This window comes from Nocardioides proteolyticus (assembly GCF_051280635.3).
Taxonomy (GTDB): Bacteria; Actinomycetota; Actinomycetes; order Propionibacteriales; family Nocardioidaceae; genus Nocardioides.
The window spans coordinates 164723-182678 of the sequence record NZ_JBNBPO030000002.1; the positions used below are offsets into that span (position 1 = coordinate 164723).

19 protein-coding genes, 1 tRNA gene and 2 pseudogenes are annotated in these 17956 nt (G+C 71.5%); 15 read left to right on the top strand and 7 right to left on the bottom strand.

Features of this window, described 5'->3' with window-relative positions:
* From ACPOLA_RS01965 to ACPOLA_RS01975, 3 genes are read left to right on the top strand one after another with little or no spacing between them, the layout of a single operon-like run.
* Entirely contained in the window at nt 1-462 is a 462-nt protein-coding gene (locus ACPOLA_RS01965) for an NfeD family protein (protein WP_435768698.1), read from the top strand.
* Nucleotides 463-472: 10 nt separating this feature from the next.
* Nucleotides 473-1561: an SPFH domain-containing protein gene (locus ACPOLA_RS01970; protein WP_435768700.1), complete on the top strand. Its 1089-nt coding sequence runs from the start codon at nt 473-475 to the stop codon at nt 1559-1561.
* Nucleotides 1558-2346 carry a sulfite exporter TauE/SafE family protein gene (locus ACPOLA_RS01975; RefSeq protein ID WP_435768702.1) on the top strand — a complete coding sequence of 263 codons (789 nt, stop codon included), beginning with the start codon at nt 1558-1560 and terminating at the stop codon, nt 2344-2346. The genes ACPOLA_RS01970 and ACPOLA_RS01975 overlap by 4 nt, the downstream gene beginning before the upstream one ends.
* A 44-nt stretch (nt 2347-2390) precedes the next feature.
* Here the strand turns inward: ACPOLA_RS01975 and ACPOLA_RS01980 are convergent, their stop codons facing one another.
* Nucleotides 2391-2753 (bottom strand): hypothetical protein, encoded by a 363-nt coding sequence (locus ACPOLA_RS01980; RefSeq protein WP_435768704.1) that lies wholly within the window; start codon nt 2751-2753, stop codon nt 2391-2393.
* Nucleotides 2754-2816: 63 nt separating this feature from the next.
* Nucleotides 2817-3815 carry an alpha/beta hydrolase gene (locus tag ACPOLA_RS01985; protein WP_435768705.1) on the bottom strand — a complete coding sequence of 333 codons (999 nt, stop codon included), beginning with the start codon at nt 3813-3815 and terminating at the stop codon, nt 2817-2819.
* 105 nt (nt 3816-3920) lie between these two features.
* Here ACPOLA_RS01985 and ACPOLA_RS01990 point away from each other — a divergent pair, with 105 nt between their 5' ends.
* The 3 genes from ACPOLA_RS01990 (at nt 3921) to ACPOLA_RS02000 (ending at nt 6593) form a co-directional block, all read left to right on the top strand.
* On the top strand, nt 3921-4694 hold the full coding sequence (locus ACPOLA_RS01990) for a PP2C family protein-serine/threonine phosphatase (RefSeq protein ID WP_435768707.1): 774 nt from the start codon (nt 3921-3923) through the stop codon (nt 4692-4694).
* A gap of 64 nt (nt 4695-4758) precedes the next feature.
* A complete protein-coding gene (locus ACPOLA_RS01995) occupies nt 4759-5934 on the top strand; it encodes an LLM class flavin-dependent oxidoreductase (protein WP_435768708.1) in 1176 nt (391 codons plus the stop codon).
* Nucleotides 5931-6593, top strand: coding sequence for an FMN reductase (locus tag ACPOLA_RS02000; RefSeq protein WP_435768710.1), 663 nt, complete (start codon nt 5931-5933; stop codon nt 6591-6593). Before ACPOLA_RS01995 ends, ACPOLA_RS02000 begins: the two co-directional genes overlap by 4 nt.
* Nucleotides 6594-6614: 21 nt before the next feature.
* Here the strand turns inward: ACPOLA_RS02000 and ACPOLA_RS02005 are convergent, their stop codons facing one another.
* Nucleotides 6615-7142, bottom strand: a complete 528-nt coding sequence (locus ACPOLA_RS02005) for a YbhB/YbcL family Raf kinase inhibitor-like protein (protein WP_435768711.1) — start codon at nt 7140-7142, stop codon at nt 6615-6617.
* A gap of 70 nt (nt 7143-7212) precedes the next feature.
* On the opposite strand from ACPOLA_RS02005, the gene cobA reads away from it, so the two are divergent.
* Together cobA and ACPOLA_RS02015 are read left to right on the top strand one after the other, a co-directional pair.
* Nucleotides 7213-8448, top strand: a complete 1236-nt coding sequence (gene cobA / locus ACPOLA_RS02010) for a uroporphyrinogen-III C-methyltransferase (protein WP_435768713.1) — start codon at nt 7213-7215, stop codon at nt 8446-8448.
* Nucleotides 8449-8450: 2 nt separating this feature from the next.
* Entirely contained in the window at nt 8451-9254 is an 804-nt protein-coding gene (locus ACPOLA_RS02015; RefSeq protein ID WP_435768715.1) for a TrmH family RNA methyltransferase, read from the top strand.
* Nucleotides 9255-9293: 39 nt separating this feature from the next.
* Here the strand turns inward: ACPOLA_RS02015 and def are convergent, their stop codons facing one another.
* Nucleotides 9294-9893, bottom strand: a complete 600-nt coding sequence (gene def / locus ACPOLA_RS02020; protein ID WP_435768716.1) for a peptide deformylase — start codon at nt 9891-9893, stop codon at nt 9294-9296.
* 100 nt (nt 9894-9993) lie between these two features.
* Between def and ACPOLA_RS02025 the strand changes: the two genes are divergently transcribed.
* The 3 genes from ACPOLA_RS02025 to ACPOLA_RS02035 all read left to right on the top strand — a co-directional run bounded on the left by ACPOLA_RS02025 (nt 9994) and on the right by ACPOLA_RS02035 (nt 13198).
* Entirely contained in the window at nt 9994-11358 is a 1365-nt protein-coding gene (locus tag ACPOLA_RS02025) for an acyl-CoA dehydrogenase family protein (protein ID WP_435768718.1), read from the top strand.
* A complete protein-coding gene (locus ACPOLA_RS02030; protein ID WP_435768719.1) occupies nt 11358-12572 on the top strand; it encodes an acyl-CoA dehydrogenase family protein in 1215 nt (404 codons plus the stop codon). The genes ACPOLA_RS02025 and ACPOLA_RS02030 overlap by 1 nt, the downstream gene beginning before the upstream one ends.
* A gap of 77 nt (nt 12573-12649) precedes the next feature.
* Entirely contained in the window at nt 12650-13198 is a 549-nt protein-coding gene (locus ACPOLA_RS02035; RefSeq protein ID WP_435768721.1) for a nucleosidase, read from the top strand.
* 4 nt (nt 13199-13202) lie between these two features.
* Here the strand turns inward: ACPOLA_RS02035 and ACPOLA_RS02040 are convergent, their stop codons facing one another.
* From ACPOLA_RS02040 to ACPOLA_RS02050, 3 genes are all read right to left on the bottom strand, one after another.
* Complete coding sequence (locus ACPOLA_RS02040) at nt 13203-13796, bottom strand: LysR substrate-binding domain-containing protein (RefSeq protein WP_435768723.1); 594 nt, start codon at nt 13794-13796, stop codon at nt 13203-13205.
* A gap of 21 nt (nt 13797-13817) precedes the next feature.
* Nucleotides 13818-15542: a BCCT family transporter gene (locus ACPOLA_RS02045; RefSeq protein ID WP_435768724.1), complete on the bottom strand. Its 1725-nt coding sequence runs from the start codon at nt 15540-15542 to the stop codon at nt 13818-13820.
* A gap of 89 nt (nt 15543-15631) precedes the next feature.
* Nucleotides 15632-15907 (bottom strand): Fe-S cluster assembly protein HesB, encoded by a 276-nt coding sequence (locus tag ACPOLA_RS02050; protein ID WP_435768725.1) that lies wholly within the window; start codon nt 15905-15907, stop codon nt 15632-15634.
* Between the two features lie 144 nt (nt 15908-16051).
* On the opposite strand from ACPOLA_RS02050, the gene ACPOLA_RS02055 reads away from it, so the two are divergent.
* The 4 genes and pseudogenes from ACPOLA_RS02055 to ACPOLA_RS02070 all read left to right on the top strand — a co-directional run.
* Nucleotides 16052-16140, top strand: a tRNA-Leu gene (locus ACPOLA_RS02055).
* Between the two features lie 1020 nt (nt 16141-17160).
* Nucleotides 17161-17574: a hypothetical protein gene (locus ACPOLA_RS02060; RefSeq protein WP_435768767.1), complete on the top strand. Its 414-nt coding sequence runs from the start codon at nt 17161-17163 to the stop codon at nt 17572-17574.
* Nucleotides 17460-17760, top strand: a pseudogene (locus ACPOLA_RS02065) (hypothetical protein); the annotation flags it as partial. The gene ACPOLA_RS02060 and the pseudogene ACPOLA_RS02065, both read left to right, overlap by 115 nt.
* A 31-nt stretch (nt 17761-17791) precedes the next feature.
* Nucleotides 17792-17956, top strand: a pseudogene (locus ACPOLA_RS02070) (IS30 family transposase); the annotation flags it as partial.

Consider the following 17956-nt stretch of genomic DNA (forward strand, 5'->3'; position numbering starts at 1 on the left):
ATGGACTGGCTCCGTGAGCACCTATGGGAGACGTGGCTCGGCGTCGCCATCGTGCTGGGTGTCGCCGAGATGCTGAGCATGGACCTCTTCCTGCTCATGCTCGCCGGCGGCGCGCTCGCCGGGATGGGCACGGCCCTGGTGACCGACAGCGTCGTGGCCCAGGTCCTGGTCGCCTCGGCGGCCGCCGTGCTGCTCATCGCAGGCGTCCGACCGCCCCTGGTCAAGCGTCTGCACGGCGGCCCCGAGCTCGCGCTCGGACCCGCGGGCCTGGTCGGTGCCCGCGGCCTCGTGACCGAGTCCATCGCGGCGCACAACCCGGGCCGCGTGAAGATCGGTGGCGAGAGCTGGCTGGCCGTGTCGCCCGGCGCGGAGTCCGACATCGAGGCCGGACGGACCGTCGAGGTCATCGAGATCGTGGGTGCCACGGCGCACGTCCGGCCGGTCTTCGACACCCCCCACTGAAGGAGTTCCCATGGTCGTCCTGATCCTGCTCGGGCTGCTGCTGCTGTTCGTGATCGTCGTGGTCGCGAAGGCGGTGAGGGTGGTGCCGCAGGCCTATGCCGGCGTCGTGGAGCGGTTCGGCAAGTACAAGGAGACCCTGCCGGCCGGACTCAACTTCGTCGTGCCCTTCATCGACAAGGTCCACTACATGATCGACCTGCGTGAACAGGTGGTCAGCTTCCCGCCCCAGGGGGCGATCACCGAGGACAACCTCACCGTCGACATCGACACCGTGATCTTCTTCCAGGTGACCGACCCGATCGCAGCGACCTACGAGATCTCCAACTACATCCAGGCGATCGAGCAGCTCACCATGACCACGCTGCGCAACGTGGTCGGCGGCATGGACCTCGAGCAGACCCTGACCAGCCGCGAGACCATCAACAACGGCCTCTCGGCCGTCCTCGACGAGACCACCGGGCGCTGGGGCATCAAGGTCAAGCGCGTGGAGATCAAGGGCATCGAGCCGCCCCCGTCGATCAAGGACGCGATGGAGAAGCAGATGCGCGCCGACCGCGACAAGCGCGCCTTCATCCTGACCGCCGAGGGACAGCGCCAGTCGGCGATCCTGACGGCGGAGGGCAACAAGCAGGCAGCGATCCTCAACGCCGAGGGTGAGCGCGAGGCGCAGATCCTGCGCGCCGAGGCCGAGCGCGAGGCGCAGATCCTGCGCGCCCAGGGCGAGGGGCAGGCGATCCAGACCGTCTTCCAGGCGATCCACGACGGCCGGCCCGACCAGGCGCTGCTGGCCTACCAGTACCTCCAGATGATGCCCCGGATCGCCGAGGGCGACGCCAACAAGGTCTGGGTGATCCCGTCCGAGATCACCAAGGCGCTCGAAGGGCTCGGGTCGTCCATCCACGAGGTCGCCGGCATCCCGCGGCAGACCGACGGCCCCGCCACCCGGGTCGACATGGGCGAGAGCGAGCCGAGGAGCGCGTCCGGCGAGCAGGGCGGCGCCAACCAGGCGGTCCAGGAGGCGATCGCCGAGGCCGAGAGCGCCGCTCGCCCGGGACGGCAGGACCGGCCGGCGGCCACCGACGACGCCGGGGCTGAGTGACGCTGCTCGAGACCGCCGCACTCCTCTTCGCGGGGGTGTGGGCCGGGGTGATCAACACGATCGTCGGCTCCGGCACGCTGGTCACCTTCCCGACCCTGCTCGCGCTGGGCGTGCCGCCGGTCACCGCGAACATGTCCAACAGCATCGGGCTGGTGCCGGGCTCGGTCGCCGGTGCCATCGGCTACCGCCGGGAGCTGGCGGGGCAGCGAGCCCGCATCCTGCGGCTCTCCAGCGCCGTGCTCCTCGGCGGTGTGGCGGGCGCGGTGCTGCTGCTCGTCCTGCCGCCCGGCGCCTTCGAGGCGATCGTGCCGGTGCTGATCCTGGCCGGCGTGGTGCTCGTGCTGCTCCAGCCGCGGCTCGCCCGCCGGGTGCGCGAGCGCGTGGCGGCAACCGGGGTCACCGACGCGCCGGACGCCGCGTGGGTCTGGCCGGCGATGCTGACCACCGGCGCGTACGGCGGCTACTTCGGCGCCGCCTTCGGCGTGATCAGCATGGGCGTGCTCGGCTCGGGCGTGCACGACACCCTGCAGCGGCTCAACGCGGTGAAGAACGTGCTGGCCGCGAGCGTCAACGCCGTCGCGTCGCTGGTGTTCGTCGTCGTCGTCCAGCTCGGCCTCGTCACCGGGATCGACATCGACTGGACGGCGGCCGGGGTGATCGCCACCGGCGCGATCGCCGGCGGCCTCCTCGGCGCCTCGGTCGGCAGGCGGCTACCGGCGGCCCTGCTCCGGGCGGTGATCGTCGTCGTCGGCGTCGTCGCCGTCGTCGCGATGGTCGCCGGCTGACCAGGAGGCCAGGGGCCGCCGTGGCCCCTGGTTGGTGGAGAGCGTCAGCCCCGGGCGGAGACCAGCGCCGCGGCACCGGCACCCACGGCGCCGAGCGCGCCGGCCATCAGCATCAGCCCCGCCGACCGCGGCACCCGGTGCGCCGCCATCTCGAGTGCTCCCGACGCGGCGTCGGCGCCGTCCACGGCGAGCCCCACCATGGTGAGGTTGCGCCGCAGCGCGCCCTTGGACATCAGGGTCACCGCGCCGAGCGCGATCTCCCGGGCGCCGAACATCCGGCCGAAGTAGCCCAGCTGGGGGTTCGCCGCCGGGTCGAGCCCGAAGGTCTTCGCCGCGGTGGTGGGGGCTGCGAGCGCGCCGACGCCGATGGCGATGCGGCCCAGGGAGAGTCCGGTCACGGGGTCCATGCCCCGAAGGCTAGCGGCCCGTGGCCGTCCCCGGTTCCGGACGCGCGGCGCACGCAGCCGCGGCTAGGCGACGTACGACGCCAGCCACCGCTCGAGCTCGAGGTACGCCCGACGCCGCGCCTCGCCGCGCGAGAGCACCACGTCGTGGACGGCGCCGGGAACCGCGACGTAGGTGACGTGCTTGCCGATCGCGGTCGCCCAGCGGCGGATCTGACGGACGTCCAGGACGATGTCGGTGCAGCCGACGTCGTCGCACATCTCGGTCGGCGCGCTGCTGCGGTCGGAGGAGAGCACCAGCACGGGGGCGGGCACGTCGAGCCCCGCCTGCAGCCGGCGGTGCCCGATCCGGATCGCGCGCAGCCAGCCGAAGCGCACCGGGAAGGAGCCGACCGGCTTCCACGCCAGGTCGAACTCCCACTCGCCCTCGTGCTCGCGGTGCAGGCTGCGCGTGTAGAAGCCGTGCACCTCCCGCGGGAGCTCCCGCATCGGCTGGCGGCGCCCGACCCGGTCGATCACGGCGGTCGCCGCGGGCGACCGCATCCAGGCCTTGCCCTGGAGGTCGAGCCAGGGGGAGTTCAGCACCAGCCCGGCCAGCTCTGCGGGCTTCCGCGCGTCGGCCCACAGGGAGACGATCAGCCCGCCGGTGGAGTGCGCGGAGACCACCACCTTGCGGTGCCCGTCGCGCCGGGTGATCCGCTCCCACGCCTCGTCGAGCTCCGCGAAGTACTCGTCGAGGTCGGCGACGTAGGTGGCCGACTGGTGCGGCCGGATCGAGCGGCCGTACTTGCGCAGGTCCAGCGCGTACATGTCGTGGCCGTGCTCGACCCACCACTCGCCGTACTCGGCCTGGAAGAAGTAGTCGGAGAACCCGTGGACGTGGAGCGTGGCCCGCTCGCTGGGCGCGTCGGTAACGCGGCTCACCAGCGTCGCGACGACCTCGCCCTCGAAGTCCGGCTCCAGGGCGATGGTCTCGGCCAGCCACGGCTCGCCCAGGACGTCGGTGACGACCTCGCCGGTGGCCGCGTCGGGGCGGGTCTGCCGCTGCGTGGACTGATCGCTCACGGGGGGAGTCTGCCACCGCGCCCCACACATGGGCGGACCCGGTCCGGCCAAGGGGGGTTGACCGGACCGGGCCCTGCACACAGGGTACCTGCGTAGGCTGACCAGGTGGACCGGTATCCCCAGGAACAGCCCACCGACCATCCGGTCGGCGGCCAGGCGGACCGGACCGGCGACGCACTGCTCGCCCACATGCGCGACCGGCTGCAGGAGCGCGGCAAGGTGCCGGCACTCCCCGCCGGCTGGCACCAGCAGTCGGCGATGCTCTCCGCCGAGGGGTTCAACTACGGCGGCGACTTCATCGTCGCCGAGCTCGACTCGGAGGTCCTCCAGATGGTGCTGGTCGACGTCTGCGGCAGCGGCGCGACGGCCGTCCCGGCCGCTCTGCAGTTCGCCGGCGCCCTCGAGAGCCTGATCGTCGCGGTCCCGGCCGAGCGGCTGCTGGCGGGCGCCAACGACTACCTGCTGCGCCAGCCGTCCGACGAGAGCTTCGCGACCGCCGTCCAGGTGGTGGTCGACCTGGCCACGGGGGAGTACCTGATCCGCAGCGCCGGTCACCCGCCGGCGCTGCGGTGGGACCGGGCGCGGGCCTCGTGGGACGTCGACAACGCGCGCGGGACGGCGCTGGGCGTGAGCGAGACGCCCGCCTTCGAGGAGAGCCGCGGTGTGCTCGACCAGGGCCAGGCGCTGCTCTTCTACACCGACGGCGTGGTGGAGTCGCGGGGGCAGGACATCGACGACGGCATCAACTGGCTGCGGCGCACGGCGCAGGCGGCGGTGACCGACGGCTGGCCGGGGGCGGCCAAGCGGATCATCGACCTGGTCCCGCGCGGGGACGACGACCGTGCGGTGCTGATCCTCGGGCGGTCGACCGGAATATAGTTGACATGTCACCCGTTTTCCCGGTGACAGGAAGCGCACCCCATACGGACGCACAGGAGCGGACATGCAGATCGGCATCTTCACCGTCGGCGACGTCACGCCGGACCCGACCACGGGACGGACGCCGACCGAGCACGAGCGGATCAAGGCGACCGTGGCCATCGCTCGCAAGGCGGAGGAGATCGGCCTCGACGTCTTCGCGACAGGCGAGCACCACAACCCGCCGTTCATCGCCTCCAACCCCACGGCCACCCTGGCCTACATCGGTGCGCAGACCGAGCGGATCATCCTCTCCACGGCGACCACGCTGATCACGACGACCGACCCGGTGCTCATCGCCGAGGACTACGCCAAGATCCAGCACCTCACCGACGGCCGCGTCGACCTGATGATGGGGCGCGGCAACACCGGACCGGTCTACCCCTGGTTCGGCAAGGACATCCGCCAAGGGATCAACCTCGCCATCGAGAACTACGCCCTCCTCCGCCGGCTCTGGACCGAGGACGTCGTGAACTGGGAGGGCCGCTTCCGCACGCCGCTGCAGGGCTACACGTCCACGCCGCGGCCGCTGGACGGCGTGCCTCCCTTCGTCTGGCACGGCTCGATCCGCAGCCCGGAGATCGCCGAGCAGGCGGCGTACTACGGCGACGGCTTCTTCCACAACCACATCTTCTGGCCGGCGTCCCACACCGCGCAGATGGTGCGGCTGTACCGCCAGCGGTTCGAGCACTACGGCCACGGCTCCGCCGACGAGGCGATCGTCGGGCTCGGCGGACAGTTCTTCATGCGGCCCAACAGCCAGGACGCGTGGCGCGAGTTCCGGCCCTACTTCGACAACGCCCCGGTCTACGGCCACGGCCCCTCGCTGGAGGACTTCACCGAGCAGACGCCGCTGACCGTCGGGTCGCCGCAGCAGGTGCTGGAGCGCACCCTGTCGTTCCGGGAGTACGCCGGGCACTACCAGCGTCAGCTCTTCCTGGTCGACCACGCCGGGCTGCCGCTCAAGACCGTGCTCGAGCAGCTCGACCTGCTCGGCGAGATCCTCCCCGACCTGCGGAAGGGCTTCGCGGAGGGTCGTCCGGCGCACGTCCCCGACGCGCCGACGCACGCGTCCCTCGTCGCCGCGGCGGGCGGCGCGAAGGACTCCACCGTCTACGTCGGTGGCGACTCGGCCACCGGCACCACCGACCGCGACCTCGACGACCCCGAGGTCGCCCGCGTCCTCGAGGGAGAGCTGTGACCAGGACCCGCTCGATCGTCGTCATCTCCGCGGGGCTGTCGGTCCCGTCGTCGACCCGGCTGCTCGCCGACGTGCTCGGCGAGGCCGTCGAGCGAGCGGTCTCCGCCCGCGGCGAGGAGGTGGCGGTCGACTACGTCGAGCTCCGGCCGCTGGCGCACGCCCTGGCCGACAACCTGCTGACCGGGTTCCCTGCGGGCGACCTGGCCGAGGCGATCGACCGCGTCTCGAGTGCCGACGCGCTGGTCGTGGTGACGCCCGTCTTCTCCGGCTCCTACTCCGGGCTGTTCAAGACGTTCTTCGACGTCCTCCAGCTCGGCGCGCTGGAGGGGAAGCCGGTGCTCGTCGGGGCCACGGCGGGCACCGCCCGGCACAGCTTGGTCCTCGACCACGCCCTCCGGCCGCTGTTCTCCTACCTGCGCGCGCTCGTCGTCCCGACCGGGATCTTCGCCGCGAGCGAGGACTTCGGCGGTGGCGGTGTCGACGGCGGGCTCCGGAAGCGAGCCGACCGCGCCGCCACCGAGCTCGCCGCCCTGCTGGGCTGCTCCGGTCAGCCGGCGGTGGCCCGGCCCGCCCGACAGCGGTCCGCCGACGAGGAGCTCGCCCAGCCCACGCCGTTCGAGCAGCTGCTGCGGGAGGCCGGCGGCGACTCCGTCCGCTGAGCCACCGCCCCTCCGCCCGGCTCAGTGCTGGTAGGTGCCGCTCAGGATCGCGCGGCCCAGCGTCTTGAACGCCAGGTTGAAGCCGACGACAGCCGGCGTCGCCGACGCATCCACGCCCAGCGTGGGCTCCTTGACCGCGTGCACCACGAAGAAGTAGCGGTGCACCTGGTCGCCCTCCGGCGGTGCGGCACCGGCGTAGGCGCGCTCGCCGAAGTCGTTGCGGACGTGGAAGGCACCCTGGGGGAGGTTCTCGTCCGACGCGCCCGCGCCCGCGGGCAGCGACGTCACGTCCGCCGGGACGTCCACCACGACCCAGTGCCAGAAGCCGCTGACCACCGGCGCGTCGGGGTCGAAGCAGGTGACGACGTAGCTCTGGGTGCCCTCGGGGCCGGGCTCCCAGCTGAGCTCGGGCGAGGTGTTGCCCTTGTCGTAGACCTGGTCGTCCTTCAGGGCGGACCCGTCGGTGACGTCGCTGCTGGTGACGCGGAACGACGCGGCGGCGGGGAGCAGGGGATAGGGGTCCGGGGTGACGGGGCGATCGAGACTCATGCCACGAAGTTAGTCCGCCCCCTGAACCCATGTCACCGGCCGTCGCGGCGGTCCCGGGAGAATGGCGCCCGTGAGTGACTTCCCGCCGTACCCCTCCGGCCTCAGGCTCGCCGGGCGCCGTGTCCTCGTCGTCGGCGGCGGGCACGTCGCGCAGCGGCGGGTGCCGCACCTGATCGCCGTCGGCGCCGACGTGCACGTGGTTTCCCCGGAGGTGTCGCCGGCGATCGAGGGGCTCGTCGGGTCAGGGGAGATCACCTGGCACCGGAGGGCGTTCGAGGACGGCGACCTCGACGGCGCCTGGTACGTCGTCGCGGTGACCGACGACCGCGCGGTCAACGATCACGTCAGCGCCCTTTGCGAGGACCAGCGGATCTTCTGCGTGCGCTCCGACGACGGCACCGTCGGGACCGCCTGGACACCGGCCGTGGGTCGCCACGCGGGCCTGACCGTCGCGGTGCTCGGCAACCGGGACCCGCAGCGCTCGGCCCAGGTCCGCGACGAGATCGTCGAGGCGCTCCGCGAGGGCACCATCGCCGCCCCCCACCACCGCGACCGGGTGCCCGGCGTCGTGCTGGTGGGCGGTGGCCCGGGCGACCCCGAGCTGATCTCGATCGCCGGTCGCAAGGCCCTGGCGGAGGCCGACGTCGTGGTCGCCGACCGGCTCGCGCCGCGGGAGCTCCTCAGCGAGCTGTCCCACGACGTCGAGCTCGTCGACGTCGCCAAGCTGCCCCGCGGCCGGTCCGCGCAGCAGGAGGAGATCAACCGGGTGATCGTCGACCGGGCCCTCGCCGGGAAGCGGGTGGTCCGGTTCAAGGGCGGCGACAACTTCGTCTTCGGGCGGGGCTACGAGGAGGTCATCGCCTGCCGGGAGGCAGGCGTCGCGGTCACCGTGATCCCGGGTCTCACGTCTCCGGTGTCGGTTCCCGCGGTCGCCGGCATCCCGGTCACCCACCGCGGCGTGGCCCACGAGTTCAGCGTGGTCTCCGGCCACCTGCCCCCGGGGCACCCGGAGTCGCTGACCGACTACGACGCGCTGGCCCGGCTCCGCGGCACGGTCGTGGTGATGATGGGGGTCGAGAACGCCCCGAGCATCGCCGACGCGCTCGTGGCCGGCGGGAGGCCGGAGGACACGCCGGTCGCCGTGGTGTGCGACGGGACGATGCCGACGCAGCGCACCGTGCTCGCCACGCTCGGCACGCTCGCGGGCCGCCTGCACGAGGAGGGCGTCAAGCCGCCGGCCATCATCGTGATCGGCGAGGTCGTGCGCGTCGCCCACCCCGAGGCCTACCCGCCGATGGAGGGCTGATCGTGGCGGAGCTGGTCGAGGTCCACTCCGCCACCGACCCGCGGCTGGCCGACTACCGCGACCTCCGCGACGTCGAGCTGCGCAAGCACCTCGAGGCCGAGCACGGCCTGTTCCTCGCCGAGGGCGAGAAGGTGGTGCGCCGCGCGGTGGAGGGCGGCTACGCCCCGCGGTCGTTCCTGATGGCGCCTCGGTGGCTCGCCGGCCTCTCCGACGTGCTCGAGCGCTCCGACGCGCCCTGCTTCGTGGTGTCCGAGGCCCTCGCCGAGGAGGTGACCGGCTTCCACGTCCACCGCGGCGCGCTGGCCTCCCTCCGACGCCGGCCGCTGCCGTCGGTCGACGAGGTCCTCGCCGGCGCGCGGTCGGTCCTGGTGCTCGAGGACATCGTCGACCACACCAACGTGGGTGCCATCTTCCGCTCGGGCGCGGCCCTGGGCTTCGACGCCGTGCTGCTCGCTCCACGCTGCGCGGACCCGCTCTACCGGCGCTCCATCAAGGTGGCCATGGGCGCGGTCTTCAACCTGCCGTGGACCCGCCTGCCCGACTGGTGCGGCGCCCTTCCGGCGCTCACCGCGGCGGGCTTCACCACGGTGGCGCTGACCCTGGCCGACGACGCCGTGCCGATCGACGACGCGGTCGGCGGCCTCGACAAGGTCGCGCTCGTGCTCGGCTCCGAGGGCCACGGGCTCTCGGAGCGCTGGGAGCAGGCGGCCGACGTGCGGGCCGTCATCCCGATGACCGCGGGGATCGACTCGCTCAACGTCGCCGCCGCCACGGCCGTCGCCTGCTACGTCACCGCGCGCCGCTGAGCCGGCAGCCGGTCAAGCGCGTCAGGCCGGTCAGGCGTGTCAGGTCGGCCAGTCGGGCGGGTACTCGTCGGCCGCGGCCTCGTGCTGCTTGCGCAGCTTCTTCATCGCCTTCGCCGAGATCCGGTCGCCGAACACGGTGCCCATGGTGTGGTCGGTCTCGTGCTGCAGGCACTTGGCGAGCATCCCGTCGCCCTCGAAGCGGACCGGCTCGCCGTCGAGGCCCTGGCCGTGGACCACCGCGTAGTCGGGGCGAGCGCAGTCGACGAAGGCGCCGGGGAAGGAGAGACAGCCCTCGGGGCTGTCGTCGAGCTGACGGTCCCGGCCCTCGGGCAGGGAGAGGGTCGGATTGCACACCACGCCGACCACCCTGCGGCCGGCGGCGTCGGGGCAGTCGAAGACGAACATCGCGACGTCCTCGCCGATCTGGCACGCGGCCAGGCCGACCCCGTCGGCGGCGTACATCGTGGCGACCATGTCCGCGGCGAGCTCGCGCAGCGCCTCGTCGAAGACGGTGACCGGCTGCTGCGGGCGGTGCATGACCGGCGTTCCCCACCGGGTCATCGGCCGCACGCGGCCGCCGCGCGGGAGCGGACCGTGGGGGGCGACGACGTCCTCGGGGTCCTGGTTGCCGCTGGCCATGGCGGTGAGCATAGGCCGCCGGATGTGACGTGCCGCACCCGGCCCCGCAAATCCGGACGCACCTGTAGCGCGATGTGTAACTCGCAGTTACATTTGGCCCATGTCCCTGATCAGCAACCTCAAGCCGGGCGGCAAGCACGGGGTCCCGAGCACCGAGAGCCGCGATCCCATCGGCTACCTCGTCGCCGGGCTCAACCGGCTCGCCCAGAGCGACCTCCTCGACAAGGTCGGGCTGCGCAAGCAGACCGAGCAGGTCGTCTTCAACGTGACCCGCACCGGGTTCAAGACGATGACCAACGCCAGCCGGACCTTCGCCAAGGCCGGCAAGAAGGGGCAGCCGGGCGCCCGGCCGGCCAAGGCTCCCGCGAGCAACGTCTTCGACCTGACGCCGACCGAGGACGAGCAGATGCTCGTCGACGTCGTCACGGACTTCGCCACGGAGGTCGTGCGGCCCGCCGCGGCCGCGGCGGACACCGCGTGTGCCGCTCCTGACGACGTGCTCAAGTCCAGCCTCGAGATCGGCCTGCCGATCCTGGGCCTGCCCGAGTCCCTCGGCGGCATCTCCGAGGAGCGCTCCGCGATGGCCGGCACCCTCGTGGCCGAGGCGCTCGCCAAGGGCGACATGGGGCTCGCCGTCGCGACGCTCGCGCCCGGGTCGGTGGCCACCGCGATCGGTCTCTGGGGCACCGACCAGCAGCAGCAGACCTACCTCCCCGCCTTCACCGGCGACGAGGTCCCTGCCGCCGCGCTGGCGCTCAACGAGCCGACCGTCCTCTTCGACGTGCTCGAGCCGTCCACCACGGCCACCCGGAGCGGGGACGGCTACGTGCTCAACGGCGTCAAGAGCCTGGTCGCGCGCGGCGACACCGCGGAGCTGTTCGTGGTCGGCGCCCAGCTCGACGGCCAGCCGGTCCTGTTCCTCGTCGAGTCCTCCACCGAGGGGCTCAGCATCGAGGGCGACCCCGCGATGGGGGTCCGGGCGGCGTCGATGACCCGGCTGCTCCTCGAGGACGTCACCGTGCCTGCCGAGGCGGTGCTGGGGGAGACCGACGGCACCACCTACCGCGAGTGCGTCCGCCTGTCGCGGCTGGCGTGGTGCGCGCTGTCGCTCGGCACGGCCCAGGCCGTCCTCGACTACGTGACGCCGTACGTCAAGGAGCGGGAGGCGTTCGGCGAGCCGATCGCCCACCGCCAGTCGGTCGCCTTCATGGTGGCCAACATCGCCATCGAGCTGCAGGCGATGCGCCTGGTCACCTACCGTGCCGCGGCACGTGCGGCGGCGGGCAAGGACTTCTCCAAGCAGGTCGCCCTCGCCCGGAAGATCTGCGCCGAGAAGGGGATGCAGATCGGCAACGACGGCGTCCAGCTGCTCGGTGGCCACGGCTTCGTCAAGGAGCACCCCGTCGAACGGTGGTACCGCGACCTGCGCGCCATCGGCATCATGGAAGGGACGGTGCTGGTCTGATGGCCATCAACCTCGAGATTCCCAAGAAGCACCGGACACTCATCGACCAGGCCCACCAGGTCGCGATGAACATGCTCCGGCCGATCTCCCGCAAGTACGACGTCGCGGAGCACGAGTACCCCGAAGAGCTCGACATGCTCGCCGCGATGATCGACGGCCTCGCCGAGTCGGGTGCGAGCGAGGGAGCCGGCGCCGCCGGCGTCCGCCGCGACACCCGGGAGGACGACGGGTCGGTCAAGAACGGCGCCAACATGGCCTCGGTGACCTCGATCGCCGAGATGTGCTGGGGCGACGTCGGCCTCCTGCTCTCGATGCCGCGGCAGGGTCTCGGCAACTCCGCCATCGCCTCGGTCGCCAACGACGAGCAGCTGGCGCGGTTCAACGGGCGGTGGGCGTCGATGGCGATCACCGAGCCCGGGTTCGGCTCGGACTCGGCGGCGGTGTCCACCACGGCCGTGCTCGACGGCGACCACTACGTCATCAACGGGGAGAAGATCTTCGTCACCGCGGGCGAGCGCTCCGACTGCGTCGTCGTGTGGGCGACGCTGGACAAGTCGCTCGGCCGCGCGGCGATCAAGTCGTTCGTGGTCGAGAAGGGCACGCCGGGCATGAAGGTCGAGCGGCTGGAGGAGAAGCTCGGCATCCGGGCCTCCGACACCGCGGTGATCACGTTCACCGACTGCCGGGTGCCCAAGGAGAACCTGCTCGGGTCGCCGGAGGTCAACGTCGAGCAGGGCTTCGCCGGAGCCATGGCGACCTTCGACAACACCCGCCCGCTCGTCGCGGCGATGGCCATCGGCTGCGCCCGCGCGTCGCTGGACCTGACCCGCGACCTGCTCAAGCAGGCCGGCGTGGAGATCGACTACGACCGCCCGGCCTACCTGCAGCACGCCGCGGCGGCGAAGTTCCTCCAGCTCGAGGCCGACTGGGAGGGCGCCCGGCTGCTCACCCTCCAGGCGGCGTGGATGGCCGACAACCGCAAGCCCAACTCGCTCGAGGCCTCCATGGCGAAGGCGAAGGCCGGTCGCGTGGGCTCCGACGTGACGCTGTCCTGCGTCGAGCTGTGCGCCTCCGTCGGCTACTCCGAGAGCGAGCTGGTGGAGAAGTGGGCCCGCGACTCGAAGATCCTGGACATCTTCGAGGGCACCCAGCAGATCCAGCAGCTGATCGTGGCGCGCCGGGTGCTGAACCTCACCAGCGCCGAGCTGAAGTAGCGACGCCGGCACCGCGAGCGGCCCGTCACCTCTAGGTGGCGGGCCGCTCCGCGTCCGCGCCTCGCTAGGTTGTGGCCGTGCCGCGCCACCTGATCGTCGCCGCCACCGCGGCCGAAGCCGCCCACGTGCCCGACCACCTCGAGGTGCTGGTCACCGGCATCGGCAAGACCGCCGCGGCCACCGCGCTGGCGCGCCGCCTGGCGTCGTACGACGGGCTCGAGGGGCTGGTCGTCGTCAACCTCGGCACCGCCGGAGCGCTGCGCACCGGCGTCGAGGGGCTCCACGAGGTGGGCACCGTGCTCAACCACGACATCAGCGCCACGGCGCTCCGGGCGCTCGGCTACGACCCCAGGGACGAGCTCACGGTGGGCGGCGGGCCGACGGTCCTCGCCAGCGGCGACGTGTTCGTCACCGACCCGGCGGTCCGGGCGCGGCTCGCCGAGCGGGCCGCGCTGGTCGACATGGAGGGCTACGCGGTGGCCTACGTCGCGGCGGAGTTCGGCGTGCCGTGCCGGCTGGTCAAGCACGTCTCCGACAACGCCGACGAAGGCGCCCTGCAGTGGGTGGACCTGGTCGACCGGAGCGCGCGGGTGCTGGGGGAGTGGGCCGGCGCCGAGCTGAGCTGACCGGTCAGCGACTGCTCCGCGCCCGGCGGCCGCGCACCACGCCCACGAAGTCCTGGTGCACCGGGCTGTCCGCGTCGCGCAGCCAGATCAGGGCGACCGTCGTGGGCGGCAGGTCGACCGGGCGCTGGACGACGTCCTTGCGGTGGTGGAGCCGGGCGACCGCCATCGGCACGATGACGATCCCGGCACCCGACGCGGCGACCTCGATGGCCTCCTTCTCCGACATCGGCGGGAAGTCGAGCTGGTCGGTCGAGGGCCGCCACCCGGAGCGCTCGGGCAGCACCAGCTGCTCGTCGGCGAGGTCGTCGACGGACAACGGGTGGTCGGGGTCCGCTGCCGCCACGAAGTGGTCGACCGCCGCGACCACGACCGGCACCTCGTCGTACAGCCGGACGCAGTGCAGCGGTGCCGGCACCTCCAGGTCCACAGGCAGCCGGGCGAGCGCCATGTCGGCGCCGCCGCGGTCGAGGACCTCCCGCTGCTGCCGCTCGTCGACGGGCCGCAGGTCCAGCCGCGTCTGCGGGTTGCGCTCGCGCCACACGCGCGCCCACTTGTCGGGCGTCACACCGGGCACGAAGGCAACCCGCAGCTGCTGCATGCGACCAGCCTCCCAGAACCGCTACGAGGCCCCGTTCTCGTCTCTCTCGACCGAGATCACGAAGTCGTCGCCGTGCTGCGTCACGCCGGCGATCACCGCCTGCTCGACGGCCTCCTTGGCGTAGATGCCGCGGACCACGAGCGGGTCGCGCCGCAGGTCGCGCGTGAGGGCGACGGCGAGCGCGATCATGACCAGCACGAACGGCAACGCCGCCACGATGGTGATGTTCTGCAGGCCGCTGAGCGCGTCGTCACCGCCGACGAGCAGCATCACCGCTGCCACCGAGCCGGTCGCCACACCCCAGAACACCACGGTGGTGCGCCGCGGGTCGGTGCTCCCTCGCTCGGAGAGGGTGCTCATCACGATCGACGCCGCGTCGGCCCCGGAGACGAAGAAGATCGCGACCAGCAGCATCACGATGACGCTCGCGATCGTCGCCAGGGGCAGTTGCTCCAGGACACCGAACAGCTGCGCCTCGGCACCGCCCGCCTCGTAGACCTCGGCGCCGTCGCGCTGCTGGTCGATCGCGGTGCTGCCGAAGACGGCGAACCAGACCAGGCTCACCACGCTCGGCACCAGCAGCACGCCCGCCACGAACTGGCGGATCGTGCGGCCGCGCGAGATGCGGGCGATGAACATGCCGACGAACGGCGTCCACGAGATCCACCATGCCCAGTAGAAGACGGTCCAGCTCTGCAGCCAGGTGCTGACCGCCGCGCCCTCGGCGCCCGTGCGCGCCGCCATCTCGGGCAGCTCGGCGACATAGCTGCCGACGGCCGTCGGGATCATGTTCAGGATCAGCACGGTGGGGCCGACCACGAAGACGAAGGCAGCGAGGACCACGGCGAGCACCATGTTGATGTTGGACAGCCACTGGATGCCGCGAGCGACGCCCGAGACAGCCGAGACGACGAACGCAGCGGTGAGCAGCGCGATGATGCCGACGAGGACACCGTTGCCGACCTCACCGATCCCGCCGACGATCTCCAGGCCGCTGGTGATCTGGAGCGCGCCGAGACCCAGCGACGCGGCGGAGCCGAACAGCGTGGCGAAGATCGCCAGCATGTCGATGACATGGCCGGCCGGCCCGTGGGCGTGCCGACCGAGGATCGACTCGAACGCCGCCGAGATCAGCTGGACCCGCCCCTTGCGGTAGACGCCGTAGGCGATGGTCAGGCCGACCACGGCGTAGATCGCCCACGGGTGCAGCGTCCAGTGGAACAGCGTGGTGGCCAACGCCGTCTGGGCGGCAGCCTCGTTGCCGGCCTCGCCGGTGCCCGGCGGCGGCTCCACGAAGAACGCGAGCGGCTCGGCCACCCCGTAGAACATGAGGCCGATGCCCATGCCGGCGCTGAACATCATCGCGACCCACGAGGCGGTCCGGAACTCCGGCTCCTCGTCGTCGCGGCCGAGCGGGATGGCGCCGTACCGGCTGACGGCCAGCCAGATGACGAACACCACGAAGCCGCTGGAGGTCAGCACGAACAACCAGCCGGTGTTCTGCATCACCCAGGTCAGCGCCTCGCTGGACGCAGTGCCGAGGCTGTCCGTGCTGATCACGCCCCAGGCGACGAACGCGATCGCGAACAGTGCCGGCACCCCGAACACCCAGGGGTTGAGGCCCGCTCGGCTCGGCGGCACCTTCTCGAGCGCCTCGTCGAGCGCCGGGTGGGGTACGACGTCGCGGGTGTGGCGGGCCTCGCGGGCTTGCTCGGGAGTTGCGGTGGGTTGTCGGTCCGAGGTCATGCCGATCAGGCCTATCGGACCGGGACCCCCTCCCGCAAACCCGCGCGGGCCGGGGTGAGATCGCTCACCCCGGCCCGCGGCGGATCTGGCTAGGCCTGCGCGAGCAGGCCGAACTGCAGGTTGCCGGAGTCGTCGACGCCGGCGTCGCGGACCATCGCGTCCACCAGCTCGGCGGCCCCCGAGTCGATGTAGACGGTCGCGCCGTCCTGCTCGACCACCTGGTCGCCGGCCTCGGGCTGGGGCGAGGCGCTGAGGCTGAAGCCGTCGGGGGCGCCGCTGATGCGCAGGCCCGCCGACTCCGGCGCGTCGGGCGCGTCGGTGATCTGCTTGACGATGGTGCAGGCGTTCTCGGTCAGGGTGAGCATGGGATGCCTTCCCATTGATGACAGGACCCCTCCCACAGAACCAGCCGCCCACAGCGGGTTCAAGCCGGCCGGCGCGCCGGTCGCGCGGGAGGGCGTCCCGATGCGGGCCCCGGACGCGTCCTTTGCTAACGTTTCCCCGCACTCGTCCGGGTGGCGGAATTGGCAGACGCGCTAGCTTGAGGTGCTAGTGCCCGTATTAGGGCGTGGGGGTTCAAGTCCCCCCTCGGACACCAGGAACATGGGGCAGGGTTCCTCCAGGTCAGTGACCTGTAGATCGGTCCTTCGAAGCACAGACGAGCCCTCCTCAAGTCACGCTGAGGAGGGCCTTGTTGTATCTCGCTCACGATTGCAGCGTTCAGGGAGCCGACGCCACCCTCCTCAAGGCGTGACCGAGGGCAGCGCCCGCCAGTTCCACGTCGTCCTCGCGCGCGAAGAGGTAGACCGCGAGGTGTACGGCGAGAGTGTGACCGAGGAACGCCGCCGCCCGCACCGGTGGTACCGCCGCATCGTGCATGAGGTAGGTGACGGTGTGCCGCGTGGAGTGCAGGCTTATAACCCTGACTCCGGCTGCGCGAGCAACACGGCAAAGCGCTCGGAGCACCACTGCGGCTTCGCCGGCTCACCGGGCTCGTCAACGACGACGAGATCTTCAGGGTTGGCCCGGTGGTCGGTGACCGAGGCCAACTTTCGTTTCGCAGAGCGGCCGTCGTGCCGGGCTACACCAGGTCGGGCTTGATCGTTCTTCTGGACGCCGCTGACTTGGGCGGTCCGAGCATCCACCGCCGTACGTCAGTCGAGCGACTCACCGCGACCCGTGACTAGCGAACCGTGACGCTACCTGCCTCGAGTCCACATCGGCCCAGGCGAGATCGAGGACCTCCTCAGCGGCTATGGGCGACTGCTGCACGGATAGCTGACATCTGATCTGTGGTGCCGAAGGGTGCCGCTGGAAAGATGTGCACTGTGCCGAAGCCGTACGCCAAGTAGTCCCGCGTCGACGGTCTTCGTGTTGCGAGGAACCGTGAGCCGGGCGTCCAACTCGAGCGGTCCGCTGCCGACTTCGACATCAGCGAGTCGTGCCTGACGAACTGGTTCAAGGCCGCCGACGTCGGGGACGGCGTGAGACCCGGGACGACGGCGGCTGAGAACACCGAGAATCGCGGGTTGAAAACGCGCATCCGGCTCCCTAAGCCAGAACGAGGTTTTGCGCCGGGCGGCCGACTATTTGTCGCAGGCCAACCTCCCGGAAAACGATGTACCCGCGCATCCGCGAGCTGGCCGTCGACGAGATCCCCGTCACGGTGGCTCACCGGATGCTGAAGATCGCTCGCCAGCCCTGCTACCGCTGGCTGCAGTCGCCGGTCAGCGCCGCCGAGCTCAAGCAGCGTTACCGTGACAACGCGCTGTTCGACGCCTACCGCGACGATCCGGCGTTCGGCTACCGGTTCTTTACCGACGAGGCCCGTGAAGCCGGTGAGTCGGTGGCCGAGCGGACCGCGTGGCAGACCTGCTCGGACCTAAGCTGGTGGAGCGCTTCGGCAAGCCCAACAAGGGCACGGCGAAGAAGCCCGCGCCGCCCGTTCACGACGACCTGTGCGCCGTGGTGGACGAGAAGGGCCGGTTGCGGCACGAGTTCAACGCCGACGGTGCGAACGAGCTGTGGCTGACCGACATCACCGAGCACTGGACCGGTGAGGGGCAAGCTCTACGTCTGCGCGGTCAAGGATGTCAACCGCAACCGGATCGTGGGCTACTCCATCAGCGACCGGGTGACTTCCCAACTCGCGGTCGTGACCTGGAACGAGAGGACCTACCACCGACGTCGTCGAAGGGCCGCTCTCGGGCGGTTGACCCGGACGGCTGACATGGCGCGCGTCGTGGGCGACAGGTCGATTGCTCTCCCACTTTCCTGGTCGTTCGCCACAGTCAGCGCACACCGCCGAAGACCTCAAACGGATCGCCGACACCCTCAACAAGAGACCCCGACCTACCCTTGACCTGCACACCCCAGCCCAACGGCTGAACCAGCTGCCGAACCCAGCAGCCTGA

What these genes read in the sequence shown, in the direction of transcription:
- ACPOLA_RS02045 (WP_435768724.1), bottom strand. Translation starts at nt 15,542, where the DNA reads ATGACCTCGGACCGACAACCCACCGCAACTCCCGAGCAAGCCCGCGAG.
- ACPOLA_RS02005 (WP_435768711.1), bottom strand. Translation starts at nt 7,142, where the DNA reads ATGAGTCTCGATCGCCCCGTCACCCCGGACCCCTATCCCCTGCTCCCC.
- ACPOLA_RS01995 (WP_435768708.1), top strand. Translation starts at nt 4,759, where the DNA reads ATGCAGATCGGCATCTTCACCGTCGGCGACGTCACGCCGGACCCGACC.
- def (WP_435768716.1), bottom strand. Translation starts at nt 9,893, where the DNA reads ATGGCCAGCGGCAACCAGGACCCCGAGGACGTCGTCGCCCCCCACGGT.
- ACPOLA_RS02030 (WP_435768719.1), top strand. Translation starts at nt 11,358, where the DNA reads ATGGCCATCAACCTCGAGATTCCCAAGAAGCACCGGACACTCATCGAC.
- ACPOLA_RS01965 (WP_435768698.1), top strand. Translation starts at nt 1, where the DNA reads ATGGACTGGCTCCGTGAGCACCTATGGGAGACGTGGCTCGGCGTCGCC.
- ACPOLA_RS01980 (WP_435768704.1), bottom strand. Translation starts at nt 2,753, where the DNA reads ATGGACCCCGTGACCGGACTCTCCCTGGGCCGCATCGCCATCGGCGTC.
- ACPOLA_RS02040 (WP_435768723.1), bottom strand. Translation starts at nt 13,796, where the DNA reads ATGCAGCAGCTGCGGGTTGCCTTCGTGCCCGGTGTGACGCCCGACAAG.
- ACPOLA_RS01970 (WP_435768700.1), top strand. Translation starts at nt 473, where the DNA reads ATGGTCGTCCTGATCCTGCTCGGGCTGCTGCTGCTGTTCGTGATCGTC.
- ACPOLA_RS02050 (WP_435768725.1), bottom strand. Translation starts at nt 15,907, where the DNA reads ATGCTCACCCTGACCGAGAACGCCTGCACCATCGTCAAGCAGATCACC.
- ACPOLA_RS02025 (WP_435768718.1), top strand. Translation starts at nt 9,994, where the DNA reads ATGTCCCTGATCAGCAACCTCAAGCCGGGCGGCAAGCACGGGGTCCCG.
- ACPOLA_RS02060 (WP_435768767.1), top strand. Translation starts at nt 17,161, where the DNA reads ATGTACCCGCGCATCCGCGAGCTGGCCGTCGACGAGATCCCCGTCACG.